Here is an 18,370-nt window from a genome sequence, read left to right on the forward strand (position 1 = left end):
TTTTATGGAACAATGCCTATTTGCGCCAATAAATCATAAATTTTCAATAAAAAACCCATTACAAATCAGCTTGTAATGGGTTTTTTTCATAGGATTTTATCCTAAATATTTAATCTAGAATTTTATATAATTTATCAGATAATCGGATTCTGAACGGCAGTTTAAAGGTGCAAGTGTCTCCATAAACTGCTTTTTCTTGTGCTAAATCGTTAACAAGCATTTCTTCGATTACTACTTTTTGTTCGCCGGTTGTGGAACCTTTGATTAAAATGGTATCGCCAATTTTGATTTCGTTTTCTTCAATTAAAAACTGACCAATACTTGGTTTTGGAAAAAAATGCGTTCCTTTTCCAATATAAATTTTATTAGCTTTTGGTTCTTTTTTAGCTGCAGTCCTGACGCTTCTGGCTGGTTTTTCTGCAACAAAAACACCGTGTGTTTCTTCGTTGTTTTTGAAAGTCAAAACGTCTGATTTTCCTTTTTTGAAAATCTTATTTCCGTTTTTAATGCCTCGTCTAATGGCTTTTTGTTCTTCTTCCGGCAAGTGAATCACACTTACACATTCAGCAGAACAGCACCCTTCCATTTTTTCTTTGCAAGAGTCACACTGAATGAAAAGCAAGTGACAGCCTTCATTCACGCAATTCGTATGCACATCACAAGGCGCACCACATTGGTGGCATTGCGAAACAATATCGTCTGTAATTCTTTCGCCCAAGCGATGGTCAAATACAAAGTTTTTTCCAATGAATTTACTTTCTAAACCTTCGGCTTTTACCTGACGGGTGTATTCAATAATTCCACCTTCCAGTTGGTACACGTTTTCAAAACCTTTGTGTTTGAAATAAGCACTGGCTTTTTCGCAGCGAATACCTCCGGTGCAATACATCAATAGTTTTTTATCTTGTTTGTGTTCCGAAAGCTGTTCTTCTATGATTGGTAAACTTTCACGGAATGTATCCACATCTGGTTTTATAGCTTTGGTAAAATGGCCAATTTCGGATTCGTAATGATTTCGCATATCGACCACAATCGTATTTGGATCTTCCAGAAGTTCATTGAATGCCGCCGCTTTTAAATGAATTCCAATATTCGTCACATCAAAAGTTTCATCAACCAAACCATCAGCCACAATCTTGTCACGCACTTTTACGGTGAGTTTCAAGAACGAGTGATCGTCTTGTTCTACAGCAATATTTAATCGGATTCCTTTCATAAAATCGTAGACTTCAATCGAATCTTTAAAGGCATAAAAATTATCGGCAGGCAAGGATAACTGAGCGTTGATTCCTTCACTGGCGACATAAATTCTGCCCAGAACTTCAAGTGAGTTCCACGCCAGAAATAATTCGTTACGAAATTGTGTTGGATTTGAGATTTGCGCATAAGCATAGAAAGACAGCGTAAGACGTTGTTTTCCGGCATCATCAATCATGATGGCTCTTTCCTCTGCGCTTAATGTGTTATACAGTTGCATGCTATAAACAGTTTTAAGTTGAGAAATATATTTTTTTGCAAAAGTATGAAAAAAGGTTCAGAGGAGCAAAGGTTCAAAGAAGCATAGGGAGAAAGAGGCAAAGGTGCAAAGGTTTAAGAAGGGAAGAGGAGAAAGGAATGAAAACAAAAAAGCACTAAATTAATAGTGCTTTTTGTTAACTTTATGCCTTAGCACCTTTGTTTCTTTTGAAACTTTCCTAATTAGCAATACTCGTTGAAAGCATCTTTCAAGTTTTCAGCAATTAGTTCTGCTGGGCGACCTTCAATGTGGTGACGCTCTAGCATGTGTACTAATTCTCCGTTTTTGAACAAAGCCATACTTGGTGATGATGGAGGGAAAGGGAACATGTGTTGTCTGGCAGCATCAACTGCATCTTTGTCAACACCTGCAAAAACAGTGATTAAATGGTCTGGTTTTTTAGCGCCATCTAAACTCATTTTTGCTCCTGGACGTGCGTTTCTAGCTGCACAACCACAAACCGAATTTACAACTACAAGTGTTGTTCCTTCTAATTTCATTGCGTTTTCTACTGCTTCAGCACTATGTAAATCTTGAAAACCTGCCGCTGTTAATTCCGCTTGCATTGGTTTTACCATTTCTTCTGGATACATATCTTTTTTATTTTAAATCAATACTAATTCTAAGTTGCAAAGTTACAAAGTTTACATTCAGGAACAGGAGTTGAATTATAAAGTTTTGTTATAGTTTTATTGTTGTTTCATTGCTTTTGAAGCCACATGAAAAATAGCTTTAATAAATAGCATTTTTGGACATTTTAAAATTACTTGAATATCTTCGTATAAAGAGGTTTCCTCGTCCAGAAATTTAAAAATCAAAGTTGGATTTCCTTCCTTAAACATCGAAGAAAAGATAGAAGAACCCAATTCGTTTTTTCGATCTAAAATGTCTAACAAAAGCAAATCGTAAAACCAGAATTTAGTTCTCCTATGAAATTTTGTGAAGTCGGTTTCCCTTTGCAGAAAGGCTACCAATTCACTTGATTTTTTATCTGAGTTATTAAAAGTGTAGCCCGTACTGGCTTTCGTCCAACCGCCGGAAGTTCCTATATTGAGTACATTTTTAGTATTCGCTTTCCAAAAAGGATAACACGTCATGGGAATGCTGCCTTGCTCTTTTTCGACGATTTCATAATTTGTAATGCCGAGCTTTTCAATGTATTGCTGGATTTCGTTTTCGTATTCCGCCGTCTTTAAATGCTGGTGCGAAAACAAGGTGTATTCCAGTAAAGCTTCAGTTTTGGAAGTTGGTAACACGTACATAAAACGGGTATTTCCTTTTTGCTCTACCGAAAAATCCATAAAAGTAGCTTGTTCGGGATTGAAAACAGCTTGTTCACTTTTAATAAACCAACCAATAAAATGCTGTTGTAAAACAGGATATTTTGTCTGGCTTTCTGCCATGTGTCTGTTGTAAATACTGTTGAATAATTTTGAGCACGAAAAGGATTCACTTTCGGTTTGTACGAGAATTATAGTTTCGGATTCTTCGATTTCCAATACTTTTTTATGGATAAATGTGATGTTTTCTTGTTTCGAAAGCAAATCAAATACCTTAGTATAAAAATCTAATCCTTTCACCATATTGTAGCGGTACGGCTTTAAGTCTAAATCCCTGCGAAAGTTTTCATTGGCAAACAAAGCCGAATCCCATTTTTTGGAAATAGATTGTTCCCAAACAGAATCGTTGTTTTTCCAAAAACACCACGTTCTGTCGTTTGTTTTTTTGGCATTTTCATCCAATAATAAAATACTTGTATTCTTAAATTTTCCGGATTGCACCATTTTATACACGGTCATTAAAGCCGATAATCCTGCGCCGGTAAAAATATAATCGTAGTGTTTCATTTGGGAATTTGACATTTCCCCAAAAATAGACAATTTTATTCTTTTAGTTTGGCTAAAATCAGCTTTAATTCCTTTGGTTTTAAGTACCCGCTGTGTTGAAAAATAATCTCATTTTTACTATTCAAAACACACAAAACAGGAAAGTTCAGTTGCTTATTTATTGTTCCTAAAGCAATCGCCAGTTCATGAGTTCCAGAGTTGTTCCCTGTGGGTTTAAACTGAAAAGTAGTTTTATTAAAAACAATTGTTCTTTCTTCTTCGGCATTGAAATCAACAAAATAGAAAGCGCTGTTGAGTTCGGTAATGATTTCTCCGTTTTTAAAGGTGGTGTTTTTCATCGCATGGCAAAATTGACACCAGTCGGTTTGAATGAAAACGATCGTTTTTCTCTTTTCGATACATTGCAAACTGTCTATTTGTTCGAACGAAACCGAATGCAACTGCGCAAATCCAGCCGGAATCGCACAGCATAATAACAACAGTAAGTAAAGATTCTTTTTCATTATCTTAACGTATAGCGAAGCCCGAAAAAACTTCTGATTCCTTGGTTTGGACCATAGACATAAGTCGTGTCAAACGTCAATCCATAAGGATTTTCAGGTGTTGCCAACACTTGCCCGTTCATGTCGTAGGTTACATTTTTATCAAAAGGATCATTTGTCCGTGCAATTAAAAACGGGTTATTCTGTTTAGGCAAAAAGTTCAATAGGTTTTTAATTCCGACATAAAATTCAAAATCCTGTAAACCAGAATAGGTGAATTGAATGTTTTGTAAACTGTACCATGGCGATTCTGGAGCACGAGGATCTAGAGTACTCAAAACTGGCAATTGCATAGGGCTGTACACATTTCCAGTATAATCTACATTCAAATCTAAAGCCCTAAATTTATAAGAAACACTCCAGGTTGCAGTGAATTTTTCGGTCAGAAAAGGTGTTTCTTTTCGGCCATTTTCAACGTTTTTATTGTCTAACAAAGAAGCGCCAGTTATGATTTTTAATCCATTCGGAAAATTGACATCGATATTCGTACTGATTCCCTGGCTTATCGCATAACCATTGATGTTGTCATAAATGATTTGGTTGGGATCAGTCTCATAATCCGAAACAATTTTATTACTGAATCGGGTATGGAAAAAGGAAGTTTCAATGCCAATAAAGGTGCCGTTGTCAAAATTTATTTTCTTGATATAATTCAAATTTGCATTGATGGATTGTTCCGGTTTCAGGTTATTTGCGATTACAATTTCACGAGCGCCAGTCAAAGCAGCATGATCTTCGGTAAATAAATTCACCACTCTAAAACCCGTTCCGGCATTCAAACGAATGATATTGTTATCGTCCAATTTCCATTTATAAGCAATTCTTGGCGTTAAGATGCTTCCGTGAAACGAGTTGTAATCGTAACGCATTCCTAGTAATAGTTTGTGTTTTTCAGTAAATGTAATTTCGTTTTGAATAAAAATCCCAGGTAACCACGTTTTTTCTGGGTTGTTACTTCCCAGTTTTGAAGTTGCCGGCGTATTATCATCGTAATAATTGTATCGGGTGGCAATTCCGGTAAGCAAATCATTTTTTCCTATTTTTTTATCCCAAGTCAATTGTAGAAAACCAATTTTTTGGTTGGCAATGTAACTGGTCTTACCGTACCGACTGTCTTGAAAATGTACATTTCCTGAAAAAGAAAGCATCAGTTTTTCCTGAAACGGCAATTGGTAACTTCCAATCAATTCTGCTCGCTTGGTATAAATGCTTTCGCCGTAAATTTCGTCTCCACCACGATGTTTTTTCTCCCAACGCACATCGCCACCAAAACGGTCTTCATAAACGCCGCGCGCCGCAATGGTGAACAATCGATTTTCTTTTCTGTCGAAAGTCCATTTTTGAAAAAGGGAAATTCGGTCAGAAAGCGTAACATCTGTAAAATTGTCACCGTCGTTGTCTATTTTTTGATTGTAGCTAAAATAATTTAAACCTAAAAGTGCCGTAGCTTTCTTGCCTACATTGAGTTTTACTCCTAAATCAACATTAGTTTCCAACCAAGAAGTAGAAAATACATCAGCGGAAAATAGGGGAGCGTTTGTTGGATTTTTGGTAATGATATTGATCAAACCGCCCACGGCTTCACTGCCGTATAAAGACGAAGCGGGACCTTTGACGATTTCAATTCGTTCCACCAGTGAATTTGGAATTCCGGATAATCCATATACCGTGGATAAACTGCTCACAATGGGCATTCCGTCAATTAAAATTAAAGTATACGGGCCTTCCAGCCCATTAATATGAATATCGCCCGTATTGCAAACGCCACAATTGAGTTGCGGTCGTACGCCATTTACATTTTGTAAGGCTTCATAAATACTGGCCGTTGGATTTTTCTTAAAAAAAACAGGAGAATAAACTTCAACTGGAACGGAGCTTTCCAGTCTTTTTACGGGTTTTAAAGTTCCGGAAACTACGACTTCGTTAAGTTGGTTTTCATTATTTGAAAGTTCAAAATCCAGAATAGTGTTTTCATTAATTTTGACCACAATGTTCTTTTTTAAAGTTTGAAACCCTTCTGCAACAATTTGTATTTTATAATTTCCCTCAGCAATATTCACTATGCTGTAATTTCCTAAACTATCCGTTTGGGTGGTGTATTTTGTTCCAATTAAAAAAACACGAGCCTCCGAAACCCCTTTTTTTTCTGATGAAACAAATCCCGAAAGACTCGTTTTTTCTTGGGCATAGCCAAAGTTAAACATCAGAAAAACAAATATCACACATAATTTTTTCACGATACTCAAATTAAATTTAGGCAAAGCTAAAAATTATATTTTGCAAAACAAATTTTTTAATTACATTTGTATCAATAACTTAATGTCATGACTAAATCTTTAGAAGAAGTAAACCAATCCGTTTCCACATTAAATAAGAAATCAGTATTCCGAAAAATCCTTGCTTTTTTTGGACCGGCCTATTTAATTAGTGTTGGTTACATGGATCCGGGAAATTGGGCGACAGATATTGCAGGCGGAAGCCAGTTTGGGTATGCGTTGCTTTGGGTGTTATTAATGAGCAACATTATGGCCTTGTTGTTGCAAAGTTTGAGTGCCCGACTGGGGATTGTTACCCAACGTGATTTGGCGCAAGCCTCCAGAGAAACCTATACGCCATTTATCAATTATATATTGTATTTCCTTGCCGAAATTGCTATCGCAGCCTGCGATCTTGCCGAGGTTCTGGGAATGGCAATCGGTATTAATTTACTGTTTGATATTCCGTTGATTGAAGGGGTGTTAATTACAGTTTTAGATACCTTTTTATTATTGTTTTTAATCAATAAAGGCATCCGTAAAATGGAAGCTTTTATCATTGTATTGGTTGCTGTCATTGGATTTTCTTTTATTTTTGAAATGATATTTGCCCAACCGGAACTGGATAAAGTGTTGTTTGGGTTAATTCCTTCGATGCCTAATGAAGCGGCATTGTATATCGCTATCGGAATTATTGGAGCTACGGTTATGCCGCACAATTTATACTTGCATTCCTCATTGGTGCAGACCAGAAAATTCGAGAGAACGACTGCGGGAATTAAGCAGGCTTTAAAATATAACTTCATTGATTCTACGATTGCATTAAATTTAGCTTTTTTGGTGAATGCTGCCATTTTGATATTGGCGGCAGCCACATTTTATAAAAACGGCATGTTTGAAGTCGCAGAAATTCAAGATGCCCATCGTTTTCTGGAACCGCTTTTAGGAAGCAAATTTGCGCCAATATTATTTGCGGTAGCTTTGATTGCTGCCGGACAAAGTTCTACAATTACGGGAACACTGGCGGGTCAAATTGTGATGGAAGGCTATCTTAATTTACGCATTCAGCCTTGGGTTCGAAGAATCATCACACGACTGATTGCTATTGTTCCTGCGGTTATTGTAATTACGATATATGGAGAAAGTGTCACGGGAAAATTACTGATTTTGAGCCAGGTTATTTTGAGTTTACAATTGGGTTTTGCTATTATTCCGTTGATTCATTTTGTAAGCGATAAATCAAAAATGAAAGGTTTTCATATCGGGAAAATTACTCAAATTGCTTCTTGGGTTATTGCAACCATCATTGTTTCATTAAATGCTAAATTGGTTTTTGATGAAATTACAGGATGGCTTGAAACTTCCGAAAATCCACTTTTATTATGGTTAACGGTAGTTCCTTTGGCCATTGGTTTCTTGATTTTGTTGCTTTATATTGTGTTCAAGCCTTTTATTGCCAAAACCAAAATAGATATTCAAAATCATTCACCGCATAGTTTAAAACTGCGATTTTCTAAATCAGGAAGTTACACGAAAAAGAATATTGCGGTCTCCGTAGATTTCTCCAGTGCAGATGAAGTCGCTTTAAATAATGCTTTTGAATTAGGAGGAATAGAAGCAAAATACACTTTGATTCACGTGGTAGAAACGGTTGGAGCGATGATTTATGGCGAAAACGTTGATGATCACGAAACTCTAATCGATGAAAAATTATTAGAGGAATACAAAGTAATGCTTACTGAAAAAGGATTTAATGTTGTTACGCAATTAGGATTTGGAAAACCTAATAAAGTGATTCCGGAGATCATCAACAAAGAAGAATTTGACATTTTGGTTATGGGAACCCACGGTCATACCGGATTCAAGGATTTAGTCTTTGGCACTACCGTTGACAAATTGCGTCACAAAATTGCTATTCCGTTACTTATTGTTAAAAATTAAATTCTTGTGCTGAATTTGTTTCAGTATCAGGAGCTATTTCCTGCTATTCGCTATATCTTTTCCTGCTTTTTTAAGCAGGAAAAGGATATCGCTTTTATCAGGGCTAGGGCATTCGAAATCAAAAACACTAATATAAAATTCAATGACATTTTCAGAAGAGAATTATCTTAAAACCATATACCATCTTACCATTGTTTCAGATTCAGAAATAAGCACCAATGCGATTGCCGAAAAAATGGAAACCAAAGCTTCATCAGTGACTGATATGCTAAAGAAATTAGCCGAAAAAGACTTGGTTAATTATAAAAAATACCAGGGCGTTTCTTTGACAGACCACGGAAAAATAGCGGCAAAAATGATCGTGAGAAAACACCGTCTTTGGGAAGTTTTTTTAGTAGATAAGCTGGATTTTTCTTGGGATGAGGTTCATGATATTGCGGAACAATTGGAACACATCAAATCTGAAAAACTCATCAACAAACTAGATGATTTTTTAGGAAATCCTACCGAAGATCCTCATGGCGATCCTATTCCGGATGCAAATGGTCAGATTGTTAAAATAGAAAAACAATTGCTCTCAGAATTACACGAAAACCAAGCAGGGATTTGTGTAGGCGTTAAAGATACCTCCTCTGAATTTCTAAAATATTTGGATAAACAAGGAATTGCACTGGGTTCTAAAATTGAAATTATAGGAAAGGAAAGTTTCGATTTGTCTCTGAAAATAAAAGTGGACAACAAGGATTTAACCATCTCCAATAAAATTGCCAGTAATCTTTTTGTGAAATTGACGTAATAATTTTGACGTTATTTTTGGATATACTATTTAAAAAATGAAGAACATGAAAAAGTCATTGCTGTTGTTTCTTTTGATGCTTGGTACGGTAACTTTCGCTCAAAAAGCCACATCTGAAAACGTTCAATCCCTAAAGATAACCCAGAAAAAGTGTCTTAAGAAAAAGGGATTCAAATTGGTTTTGGCAGCAGTCGTTTCTGATTCTCGCTGTCCGGAAGGCGTGACTTGTATCTGGGCGGGAGAAGCTTCGGTTGTAGTTTCGGTTTACAAAGATTCAAAATTAGTGGAAGATCACACGATGGTTTTTTCGATGAAAAATGAAGAAGAAAATAAACAATGGTTTTCTAAATATTTGCCTGAAAAGCAAAAAAACATAAAAAACTTCAGTGTTTTTCCTTATCCAAAAGAAGGAGTTCAAATCAAACCGAAAAACTATTATGTGAAAATTGGGTACGTAAAATAATCCTTTTGAGAACAGCAAATCATTACATTTTAAAAAAAAATAGTTATAATAAATGCTATTTTTTATCGCTTTTGAATCCTATTAATTTTCGATATTTCTGTTCACTTTCTTCCAAAGCAACTTCAAGCTCTTTGTAATAAGTAATGTCTTTTATATTCGCAACAGCGGCAATAACATAGTTATTTTCATCGATTATTGGTCTGCCGCTGATGATAACCCGTTTTTTAGTTTTCGTTTCTGAATCTTCAATTATAATCTCAACGTCATCCGTTGATTCCCCTTTTAACGCTTTTTCCAATGGAAGGTTTTGAGCCGGAAAAACAGTTTGCTCATCAGGATAGTACAAATCATATTTAGTGGACCAATCCAGTGTGGTAGGCAATGTAGAATCTTGTTTTATACCTATGATTTCTTCGGCCATGTGATTGGATAAAACGATTCTTTTTTGGTTATCAGTTACAATAATTCCCTCGCCAATATTTTCTAGAATTAGTTTTAATTTGAGTTCATTAAGTTGCATTAATTTATCGGCTTCTTTTTTCTCATTTTCCATTTTTTTTCTAAATGAAATATCTTTGATAAAAGCAATGAAAATATATTTGCCAAGAATGGTAGCTTGTGATACGGTTAGATCAATATCAAATTCAACATTTTGTTTGTTAAGGGCCGTAGTTTCAAATGTTTTATTAAGAATAGGCCCTTCGCCAGTATCTATAAAGTGTTGAAGTCCTTTTAAGTGATTGTCTCTATGTTGTTTTGGCATAATTAATTCACTCATTGGTTTGCCTAAGGCTTCTATAATGGTCCATCCAAATATTTTTTCGGCTTGCGGATTCCATCTTATGATGATTCCTTCGTCATTTATTACAATCAAAGCATCAGGCGCCTCATTAAATATGGTTTGCAATTGACCTTCACTTTCTTTTAATTTCTGTTCGGCTGCTTTTCGTTCTGTTATGTCTCTCATAATCGATTTATGACCCGTAATTCTATTTCCTTCCCTTAACTGCATTACCGTTTGTTCTACCCATTTTTGCTCTCTGTTTTTGGTAATAATGGGAAAGGAGAATAAGGTTTCGTCTATTTTATGTTTAAATTGATTTAAATAGAACTCTGCCACACGGTCTCTCCATTCCGGTGCAACAATTTCTGAAAAATGTTTTCCTATAATTTCATTTTGAGCATAACCCGTTAGTTTTTTACACGCAGGATTGATGTAAGTAAAATATCCTTTGTAATCAGATGTATGGACAACATCGCTTATGTTTTCTACAATTTCACGATATTTTTCCTCGCTTTTGCGAAGTGTTTCTATGGCTTCTGCCAATTGGGCTGTGCGTTCGGTTACTTTTTGTTCCAGTTCTTCATTTAGTTTTTTAATCTCGGTTTCTGCATTTTTTCGTTCTGTGATATCATGAAAAACCGCCACAGCACCAGTGATTTTACCGGCTGAATCTTTTAATGGTCTGGCAGATATTACAACAAAATTGCCTTCGGTTTTTTTATAATTTTGTACAAATATTTCCATATCATCCACTTCTTCGCCATGTAATGCCTTAACGATAGGCAGGTCATCAGTGGCTAAAACAGCTTTTGTATCTGGCCACAATATGCCATAAGTGTCAGCCCATTTTTCTTCGGGTATATCCAGTAAGCCTATTCCAATTATTTTTTCAGAAGCAGGATTCCAAATGATAAATTTGCCATTTTCATCCGCTACGACTAATCCATCACCCATATTTTGAATCACTGATTGTAAAAGTATATTTTGCTCATTTAACTGTTCTTTGGATTGAGCCACCTCGTTGTCTCTTTTTTCGATGGTTGAGAGCATGTCATTAAGGCCCAATGAAAGAATACTGATTTCGTCTTTTCCTTCAACTGTCATCCGGGTGGTATAATCACTGGTATCCTTTATCTGTTGTATCACGGTAACCAAATTCAACAAGGGTTTTGAGATGTATTTTTTAATAATCATTGCAATCAAGAAAGCCAGCCCCATTCCTACGACTAATAACACGATTCCCAGACGCAGGATGTCCATTTTTATTTTATTTAATTCCGATAGCTCAAATCGGATACAAACCAATCCTATTGTTTTATTGTCTTTTTTGATTTTGCTGTACACAAAAAGATTTTCATTGGTAAAATGAGAGTTTTTTTCATTCATGGCGGGAATAGCAAATCGATACTTGGGATCAGATCCTGGTTTTGTATAAGAGGCAAAAACATTGCCTTTTTTGTCCAATATATTTGCATTCAAAATGTCGTTTTGCACATTTAATTCCGATAGAATTTTATTGGCAGCAGCATTGTCCAAAAACTCAAGAGCAGAAACAGTATTAAAACCTACCACTTGTGCAATAGCTAATGAACTAATCACTTTCCGGTCTTTAAATCCTTTAATGTCTATCAGTACAAAAGCAGTAATACAAAGACCTAATACAAATGCAGAGGTAAAAACTTGCATGAGTACCAGCTTATTTTTAATTGATATGTTACGTAGATTCATCATGTATTTATTGTTTTTAATATTCAAAAAAAAACCAGATCACACACTAAACACTTTTTAATTTTAAAGGTTTTCAAGCACACAAATTCAAACACAAATAAAACAATGTAAACTTGTAATTTGATATTATTATTATTATTGCACGATAATAGCATGTTGTAACAAGAAGGAACTGATTCCTATCCCAGATTTATTAATTGCTTTTAGATTTACTTCAAACTTTAATTTATTTTCGATCATGACAAAATTCATGTGTGCCCCTTTTTTTCCGTGACCTGTTTGCTCCGTCACAATCAATACTGGTTTGCCTGAAAATTTAGAAAGAATAGTTTCAATAGGAATGGAACAATTGTAGGGAACAAACAGAATGTTGCAAAAACCTAACTCGTTCAGATTTTTATATGTCTTTACTTCAATTTTTTTGTTTTTAGAAATAGTGAGTAACGAAGAAGTAATTGGACTTTCTTCCAGAACAGCAATCTTGAAAGTTTGCTTTTTAGAGTAATTTTTCCAATAGACATAGTCTACAAATCGATACAGAAAATCCGCTTTCAGGGCATATTCTTTCCCGCCGGAATTCTCTTGGGCAGAAATCGTATTTACGGCCATAAGTATGATAATTGCGCTTAAAATAAATAGGTGATTTTTAGTTTTCATCATTCTGTTTTTTAACGAATTTCTATTCTGATTTAAAAAAATCTATTTAAAATTTATAGATAAGCGACAAGCTAAATAAAGTTCCTAATTGGCTAAAATGATATCCTTGATAGGTCATTTGGGAGTAACGACCATTGAATGTAATCAGGTTAAATTGTGATTTTACTTGAGCGGGATTATTCATAATAGCAGTTCCAGCTTCATTCTCGGCTTTAAATTTCCATTCTGGCACTACATTTAACACATTATTGACGTTAAGCATTACGGTAAATTTATCTGTGGCAGCGTAGTTAATTCCTAAATCTGTGACTATTTTGGGTATAAACTCCGTTCTTAAATTGGAATCTAAGCCTTCTTGTTTGAAAGTTGTTTTTCCAAAATACGTGTTGTTGATAGAGAAATCAAATTTTCTAATTTTGTAATTTGCTCCCAAAATCCATTTGGTTTCGGGTCTGGAGGTAAACATTAAAGCATCAAGTGTTGCACCAAAATTATTACTTGCAACGGGAGAAATTCTTTTGTTTTCAAGAGTTACGTTTCCGGATAAATTGAATGCCAGAGCTCCGGTTCCTAATGCTATAGTACCGTAATTCAGGACCACATCTAAACCTGAAGTCCTTGTATCGAATGAATTTTCAAACCAGGAAACGCTGCCAAATTGAGTATTTACTTTATCTCCTAAAATGATTCGGTCTTTTACTTTAATGGTATAATAATCGATGGTGAAATTTAAATTCTTCAAAGGATTAGCGCCTATTCCTACAGTCATATTGATTGACTTTTCGGCATCTAATTTAGGAATGCCCAAAATACGCGCTTGTGCAGAAATATTATTTATTAAACCATTAATTTGAATTCCTTGACCTGCTACGAAAGAATATTGTGATTTTTGCGTGTAAATTTGGTGTAACGTCGGCGCTCTAAATCCAGAAGAAATAGAACCTCTTACCGTAATTTTATCTTTATTAAATTTATATCTGGAACTCAATTTCCAAACTGTCGCTGCCCCAAAATCGCTGTAATCTTCATAACGAATGGTACCGTTCACTGAAAAGTCTTTTGTAAAGTCATACGCCAGATCGAAGTATCCTCCTAAATTATAACGATTCCATTTGCCGGAATTCTCAGTTCGATTTCCTGCAAATGAGTCTGCGCCAAATCCATCCCAAGAAGCTTTATCACCTTCATTAATTACGAACGTTTCGGTTCTGACTTCAGAGCCAAAACCAATACTGATTTTGTCAGAGAGCACTTTGGAAATATCTAAATTACCCACAACATGATTGAATGAAGCGCCTCCTGGTTTGAAAAAAACGGGACTGTTCTCACGATATAAATGCACTCCATTTGCATCTTGAATGTCAGATCTGTTATGAGAATTTTCTATAGCATAAGCTTGTCTGTTTCCGCCTACAGTTATGCTGGCGTCAGTATTCCATCCGTTTTTTATTGATTTATAGCCTAAAGTGGCATTGTAATCGTTTAAGTCGCCTGTGAATGTTGGGATATAGCCTTTGTATGAAGCAATGGTTCCGTCACCAAAAAATTTTAACAAATAGGGAAGGTCGTTTACAGTAATTCCTCCTCCATAGTCCCAGTATGGCGTTCTGTAATTGGCATAAGAATTTACTTTTTTATAGACATAGGCGGCATTATAATACATTTGTGTTTCATCGGATAGATTAAATCCACCGTTTACCAAAAATTTTGCGGCAGCAGTTTCTGGAGCTCCATTTATATTTTTGGCATCCGGATATTTTGTTAGAAAAGCTTTAATATCTGCGGAGGTGTTAATGCCTGAAATAGTACCTCCAAAATCAGCAAACTCTCCATCTGAATCTACTTTTCCAGGTCTGTTTGCCAAGTTTTCTTTCGAAAAATCTAAGGTGTAATTTACGAAACCTTTGTCGCCTGCGGCAGATCCATTGTTGAAACTCACGCCAAGCATTTCGCCATCACCTTCAGTAGTACTTCCAGTTTTAATAGTTATTAAACCATCATCAGCACTTTTTTTTAGAATAATATTTAATACTCCGGCTATTGCATCAGAACCATATTGAGCCGATGCGCCATCACGAAGGATTTCGATTCTTTCTATCGCATCAATTGGAATTCCAGAAATATCGGCCCCTGTTTCCCCTTGGCCAGGAGAGGTTTGAACATATAGTAAAGCGCTTAAGTTTTTCCGTTTTCCGTTGATGAGTATTAAGGTTCTGCTGGGTCCCATATTTCTAATTTCGTATGGATCAAGTAAAGAAGTAGCATCGTTTACAGGAGTTTGAGCCGTGTTAAAGGATGGGATTTTGTACTGTAATGCTTTGTCGAAGGTTGTTTGTCCTGTTGCGGTCAGGTCTCCAGAGGATACAATATCAATAGGAAGTGTAGTTGTGGTATTGCTTCTGGGCGTGGCTCTTGTTCCAGTAACGACAACTTGATTGAGATTCTGTCCGCCACCTTCTGATAAAACCACATTCAGAACAGATTCGGTTGTGTCATATTCTTGTTTGGAGAAACCAAAGTAACTAAAGATTAAAAGAGCACCTTCTTTTACGGTAATCGTGTATGCACCATTGATATTAGTGGAGACGCTGTTGTTTGTTCCTTTTTCAGTAACATTAACACCAGACATGGCGACCCCGGCATTATCCAATACAAAACCCGAGATTTCTTTTTGTGCAAAAAGAAACGTGATGTTTAGCATAAATAACCATATAATGACATGCTTTTTCATGATTAGTTGATATTGGTTCATTTTGGTTTGAAATCAATGGCAACGTAATAAGTATTAGAAGTTTTCATTGAACTACTCCTGTATTTTTTTGCGAAAAAGTAATCCGTGAAAAGGATGTTTATAAGATTAAGAGGTCGTTCTCTTCAAATTATTAAAAAAAAGTCTATCCAAAAACGAACATTGTTGGGCTGTCACAAAACTGAAAAATATTTTATTGAGATTAAAAATATTTATAAATTAGTCAGTAGATTTTTATTAAAAATTATGGCTGTCAAATCGTAGGTAGATTACCAATTCATAATAGTTCTATAATTTCAATGCCTTGAGGGGAAAAGCTGAAATTATGTTCAGAAGTCAACTTAGATTCAAGTTTAAATTCGAAAGCTTTTTTTAAACTAAAAAAAGTAAACAGTTTATTTTGAATCTAAAATAATTCATTTTTGCTATAGTAAATTTAGTCAAAAAAAGTGATTTTAGTAAGGTGAAGAAGGCTTTTTTTAAGGAAAATGTAACCCAATTGTGTTTTAAAGTTGTTCAAATTAAAAACAAAAACCGCAAATTTTAATTACAACCGCAATCATCACCGCTACCGCAATTTTTTTCTGATTTTTTCTTTTTGAAAAAGAATTTTTTGATCAAAAAAGCTAGGGCAATTCCCAAAGCTACAAAAGCAATTATTTCTTGAATATCCATAACCGTTTATTTTAGAATTTGATAAGCCAGTAAAGCCACCACATAAGCAAATCCAGACATGAAGATTAATTGTCCTGCCGGCCATTTCCAGGAATTGGTTTCTTTTTTAGTAACCGCAAGTGTACTGGCACATTGCAAAGCAAAAGCATAAAAGAGTAAGAGTGAAATTCCCGAAGCAAAATTGAAAACTTTTTCTCCGGTAACCGGATTGATTTCGGCAGCCATTTTGTTTTTTATTGTTACTTCGTTATCACTGCCGCCTACGCTGTAAATCGTAGCCAGTGTTCCTACGAATACTTCTCTGGCAGCAAAGGAACTGATAATGGCAATTCCTATTTTCCAGTCGTAACCCAAAGGGGAAATAGCTGGTTCAATGGTTTTTCCCATTAATCCAATATAGGAGTTTTCTAATTTTTGTGAAGCGACAGCATTCTCAAACGCTGCTTTTGCCAACGGATTTTGCTTGGTGTTTTCAGTAACGATTGTTTCTGCATTATTGAATTTTTCGCCAGGTCCGTATGATGCTAAAAACCATAATACAATAGAAATCGCTAAAATGATTTTTCCGGCGCCAAAAATAAAGGCTTTGGTTTTTTCAATTACATTGATTCCCACGTTCTTGAAAAGCGGTAATTTATAATTCGGCATTTCTACTACAAAGTATGTTTTTCCCTTTATTTTAAGGATTTTATTCAAAATGTAAGCCGAAAAAATAGCCATTCCAAAACCCAAAACGTACAACAACATCAAGGTCATTCCCTGCATGTTCAGAAAACCAAAAACACGATTGTCTGGAATTACCAATGCAATGATAATGGCATAAACAGGCAGTCTGGCAGAACAGGTGGTGAATGGAGTTACCAGAATGGTGATTAACCTTTCTTTCCAGTTTTCGATGTTTCGGGTAGCCATAATTGCAGGAATAGCACAGGCGGTCCCAGAAATAAGCGGCACGACACTTTTGCCCGATAAACCAAATTTTCGCATGATTTTATCCATTAGAAAAACGACTCGGCTCATATAACCACTTTCTTCAAGAATAGAAATAAACATAAACAGGAACGCGATTTGTGGAATAAATATCAAAATTCCACCTATTCCGGGAATGATTCCCTGTGAAATTAAATTGGTTAAAACTCCTGCCGGTAACCCCTCGGCAGCAAGCGTACTCAAAGAGGCAAATGAAGCATCGATAAAATCCATTGGAATTTTAGACCATTCGAAAATAGATTGAAAAATGACAAACAAAATCAAGAAGAAAATCACGTAGCCCCATACTTTATGCGTTAGAACGCGATCCAGTTTGCTGCGAAAATCTTTAGCAATAGTGGTGTCAATTTTTAATCCTTCTTTCAAAACATCATTGATGAATTGGTAGCGTTTTATGGTTTCTTTTTGTTGCAAACGCTTTAAATCCGAATGCGATTTGGTAAACGAACTTCTAATTTCATTTCGATCTAAATTCAAGAAGTTTACGTCTTGCGTAATGACCAGCCATAATTTGTACAACAATTGGTTGGGAAATGTTTTGCGAAGCGTATTGAAATAGTCAGGATCAATACTGGACGCATTCAGGCATGGTTCGCTGGAAATGGTTTTGTAACTGACAATCAGTTTTTTCAATTCATCGATTCCAAAACCTTTTCTGGAACTGATAAGTGCAATTTTTGTTTTTAAATGCTCCTCAAGATATGGAATGTCAAGTGTAATTCCTTTAAATTTCATTCTATCGGCCATGTTAATGACTAATATTGTGGGAATTTCAAGGTCTTTTATTTGGGTAAAAAGCAGTAAATTTCGCTTTAGATTTTCAACATCAGTAACGACAAGTGCTACGTCCGGATATAATTTATCGTTTTTATTCAGTAACAATTCAATGACTACATTTTCATCAATAGAACTGGCGTTCAAGCTATAGGTTCCGGGTAAATCCAGAATATTCGCTTTGGCATTATTGGGTAATTTGCAAAAACCAATCTTCTTTTCAACCGTAATCCCAGGGTAGTTTCCCACTTGTTGATTAAGTCCTGTTAACTGATTAAAAACCGAAGTTTTCCCCGTATTAGGATTTCCGATTAAAGCAACATTGATATTTTGGTTGGTCATTATAAGTTGTTTTTTAGTATTTCAACTTCAATCTCACGGGCTGTTTCCACTCGGATCGCAACGTGTGAACCATTAATGTTAAGGTATAAAGGATCGCCAAAAGGAGCAATTTGAAGCAGTTCAACCATATTTCCGGGCAAACAACCCATTTCTAATAATTTCAACGGAACAATGTCAATATCAAAATCTTTGATAATGGCTTTTTCACCTTTCTTTAGAGAATATATCGTAGTTTGCAAGTCTTATTTAGATTGAATTAAGATTGCAAAAGTACATATTATAAAACTAAAAAAAATGATAATTATCAATTT

Annotated in this window: 14 protein-coding genes; 3 read left to right on the forward strand and 11 right to left on the reverse strand. The window is 35.4% G+C overall.

Annotated elements, in window-relative coordinates; translation table 11 throughout:
• Positions 1-109: 109 nt before the first annotated feature.
• The 5 genes from trhO to ACNQGD_RS04865 form a co-directional block, all read right to left on the reverse strand.
• Entirely contained in the window at positions 110-1,477 is a 1,368-nt protein-coding gene (gene trhO, locus ACNQGD_RS04845; protein ID WP_417998492.1) for an oxygen-dependent tRNA uridine(34) hydroxylase TrhO, read from the reverse strand.
• Positions 1,478-1,698: 221 nt separating this feature from the next.
• On the reverse strand, positions 1,699-2,109 hold the full coding sequence (locus ACNQGD_RS04850; RefSeq protein WP_091172289.1) for a BrxA/BrxB family bacilliredoxin: 411 nt from the start codon (positions 2,107-2,109) through the stop codon (positions 1,699-1,701).
• Between the two features lie 96 nt (positions 2,110-2,205).
• Positions 2,206-3,378 carry a lycopene cyclase family protein gene (locus ACNQGD_RS04855; protein WP_417998493.1) on the reverse strand — a complete coding sequence of 391 codons (1,173 nt, stop codon included), beginning with the start codon at positions 3,376-3,378 and terminating at the stop codon, positions 2,206-2,208.
• 20 nt (positions 3,379-3,398) lie between these two features.
• Positions 3,399-3,866, reverse strand: a complete 468-nt coding sequence (locus ACNQGD_RS04860) for a thioredoxin family protein (RefSeq protein ID WP_417992965.1) — start codon at positions 3,864-3,866, stop codon at positions 3,399-3,401.
• Positions 3,866-6,109: a TonB-dependent receptor gene (locus ACNQGD_RS04865; RefSeq protein WP_417998636.1), complete on the reverse strand. Its 2,244-nt coding sequence runs from the start codon at positions 6,107-6,109 to the stop codon at positions 3,866-3,868. Before ACNQGD_RS04865 ends, ACNQGD_RS04860 begins: the two co-directional genes overlap by 1 nt.
• Positions 6,110-6,229: 120 nt before the next feature.
• On the opposite strand from ACNQGD_RS04865, the gene ACNQGD_RS04870 reads away from it, so the two are divergent.
• The 3 genes from ACNQGD_RS04870 to ACNQGD_RS04880 all read left to right on the forward strand — a co-directional run bounded on the left by ACNQGD_RS04870 (position 6,230) and on the right by ACNQGD_RS04880 (position 9,360).
• Positions 6,230-8,101 (forward strand): Nramp family divalent metal transporter, encoded by a 1,872-nt coding sequence (locus ACNQGD_RS04870; protein WP_417998494.1) that lies wholly within the window; start codon positions 6,230-6,232, stop codon positions 8,099-8,101.
• A 142-nt stretch (positions 8,102-8,243) separates the two neighbouring features.
• The gene (locus tag ACNQGD_RS04875; protein ID WP_417992967.1) at positions 8,244-8,897 is read left to right on the forward strand and encodes a metal-dependent transcriptional regulator; all 654 of its coding nucleotides are present in this window, start codon (positions 8,244-8,246) and stop codon (positions 8,895-8,897) included.
• 46 nt (positions 8,898-8,943) lie between these two features.
• Complete coding sequence (locus ACNQGD_RS04880; protein ID WP_417992968.1) at positions 8,944-9,360, forward strand: hypothetical protein; 417 nt, start codon at positions 8,944-8,946, stop codon at positions 9,358-9,360.
• Positions 9,361-9,415: 55 nt separating this feature from the next.
• On the opposite strand, the gene ACNQGD_RS04885 is transcribed toward ACNQGD_RS04880, so the two are convergent.
• The 6 genes from ACNQGD_RS04885 to ACNQGD_RS04910 form a co-directional block, all read right to left on the reverse strand.
• Positions 9,416-11,830 carry a PAS domain S-box protein gene (locus ACNQGD_RS04885; protein WP_417998495.1) on the reverse strand — a complete coding sequence of 805 codons (2,415 nt, stop codon included), beginning with the start codon at positions 11,828-11,830 and terminating at the stop codon, positions 9,416-9,418.
• 177 nt (positions 11,831-12,007) lie between these two features.
• The gene (locus tag ACNQGD_RS04890; RefSeq protein ID WP_417998496.1) at positions 12,008-12,529 is read right to left on the reverse strand and encodes a YfiR family protein; all 522 of its coding nucleotides are present in this window, start codon (positions 12,527-12,529) and stop codon (positions 12,008-12,010) included.
• Between the two features lie 46 nt (positions 12,530-12,575).
• The gene (locus tag ACNQGD_RS04895) at positions 12,576-15,281 is read right to left on the reverse strand and encodes a TonB-dependent receptor (RefSeq protein ID WP_470303484.1); all 2,706 of its coding nucleotides are present in this window, start codon (positions 15,279-15,281) and stop codon (positions 12,576-12,578) included.
• A 540-nt stretch (positions 15,282-15,821) separates the two neighbouring features.
• Positions 15,822-15,953, reverse strand: coding sequence for a FeoB-associated Cys-rich membrane protein (locus tag ACNQGD_RS04900; RefSeq protein WP_417998497.1), 132 nt, complete (start codon positions 15,951-15,953; stop codon positions 15,822-15,824).
• 6 nt (positions 15,954-15,959) lie between these two features.
• Positions 15,960-18,059: a ferrous iron transport protein B gene (gene feoB / locus ACNQGD_RS04905; protein ID WP_417992972.1), complete on the reverse strand. Its 2,100-nt coding sequence runs from the start codon at positions 18,057-18,059 to the stop codon at positions 15,960-15,962.
• Complete coding sequence (locus tag ACNQGD_RS04910) at positions 18,059-18,298, reverse strand: FeoA family protein (RefSeq protein WP_417992973.1); 240 nt, start codon at positions 18,296-18,298, stop codon at positions 18,059-18,061. Before ACNQGD_RS04910 ends, feoB begins: the two co-directional genes overlap by 1 nt.
• Positions 18,299-18,370 lie beyond the last annotated feature (72 nt).

Origin of the sequence: Flavobacterium glucosi (assembly GCF_048286535.1) — a bacterium.
Lineage (GTDB): Bacteria > Bacteroidota > Bacteroidia > Flavobacteriales > Flavobacteriaceae > Flavobacterium.

Excerpts from the sequence above, each read along its gene's own strand:
- ACNQGD_RS04860 (WP_417992965.1), bottom strand. The coding sequence starts at position 3,866 with ATGAAAAAGAATCTTTACTTACTGTTGTTATTATGCTGTGCGATTCCG.
- ACNQGD_RS04880 (WP_417992968.1), top strand. The coding sequence starts at position 8,944 with ATGAAAAAGTCATTGCTGTTGTTTCTTTTGATGCTTGGTACGGTAACT.
- ACNQGD_RS04870 (WP_417998494.1), top strand. The coding sequence starts at position 6,230 with ATGACTAAATCTTTAGAAGAAGTAAACCAATCCGTTTCCACATTAAAT.
- ACNQGD_RS04885 (WP_417998495.1), bottom strand. The coding sequence starts at position 11,830 with ATGCAAGTTTTTACCTCTGCATTTGTATTAGGTCTTTGTATTACTGCT.
- ACNQGD_RS04895 (WP_470303484.1), bottom strand. The coding sequence starts at position 15,281 with ATGAACCAATATCAACTAATCATGAAAAAGCATGTCATTATATGGTTA.
- ACNQGD_RS04875 (WP_417992967.1), top strand. The coding sequence starts at position 8,244 with ATGACATTTTCAGAAGAGAATTATCTTAAAACCATATACCATCTTACC.
- ACNQGD_RS04850 (WP_091172289.1), bottom strand. The coding sequence starts at position 2,109 with ATGTATCCAGAAGAAATGGTAAAACCAATGCAAGCGGAATTAACAGCG.
- ACNQGD_RS04865 (WP_417998636.1), bottom strand. The coding sequence starts at position 6,109 with ATGTTTAACTTTGGCTATGCCCAAGAAAAAACGAGTCTTTCGGGATTT.
- feoB (WP_417992972.1), bottom strand. The coding sequence starts at position 18,059 with ATGACCAACCAAAATATCAATGTTGCTTTAATCGGAAATCCTAATACG.
- trhO (WP_417998492.1), bottom strand. The coding sequence starts at position 1,477 with ATGCAACTGTATAACACATTAAGCGCAGAGGAAAGAGCCATCATGATT.
- ACNQGD_RS04890 (WP_417998496.1), bottom strand. The coding sequence starts at position 12,529 with ATGAAAACTAAAAATCACCTATTTATTTTAAGCGCAATTATCATACTT.
- ACNQGD_RS04855 (WP_417998493.1), bottom strand. The coding sequence starts at position 3,378 with ATGTCAAATTCCCAAATGAAACACTACGATTATATTTTTACCGGCGCA.
- ACNQGD_RS04900 (WP_417998497.1), bottom strand. The coding sequence starts at position 15,953 with ATGGATATTCAAGAAATAATTGCTTTTGTAGCTTTGGGAATTGCCCTA.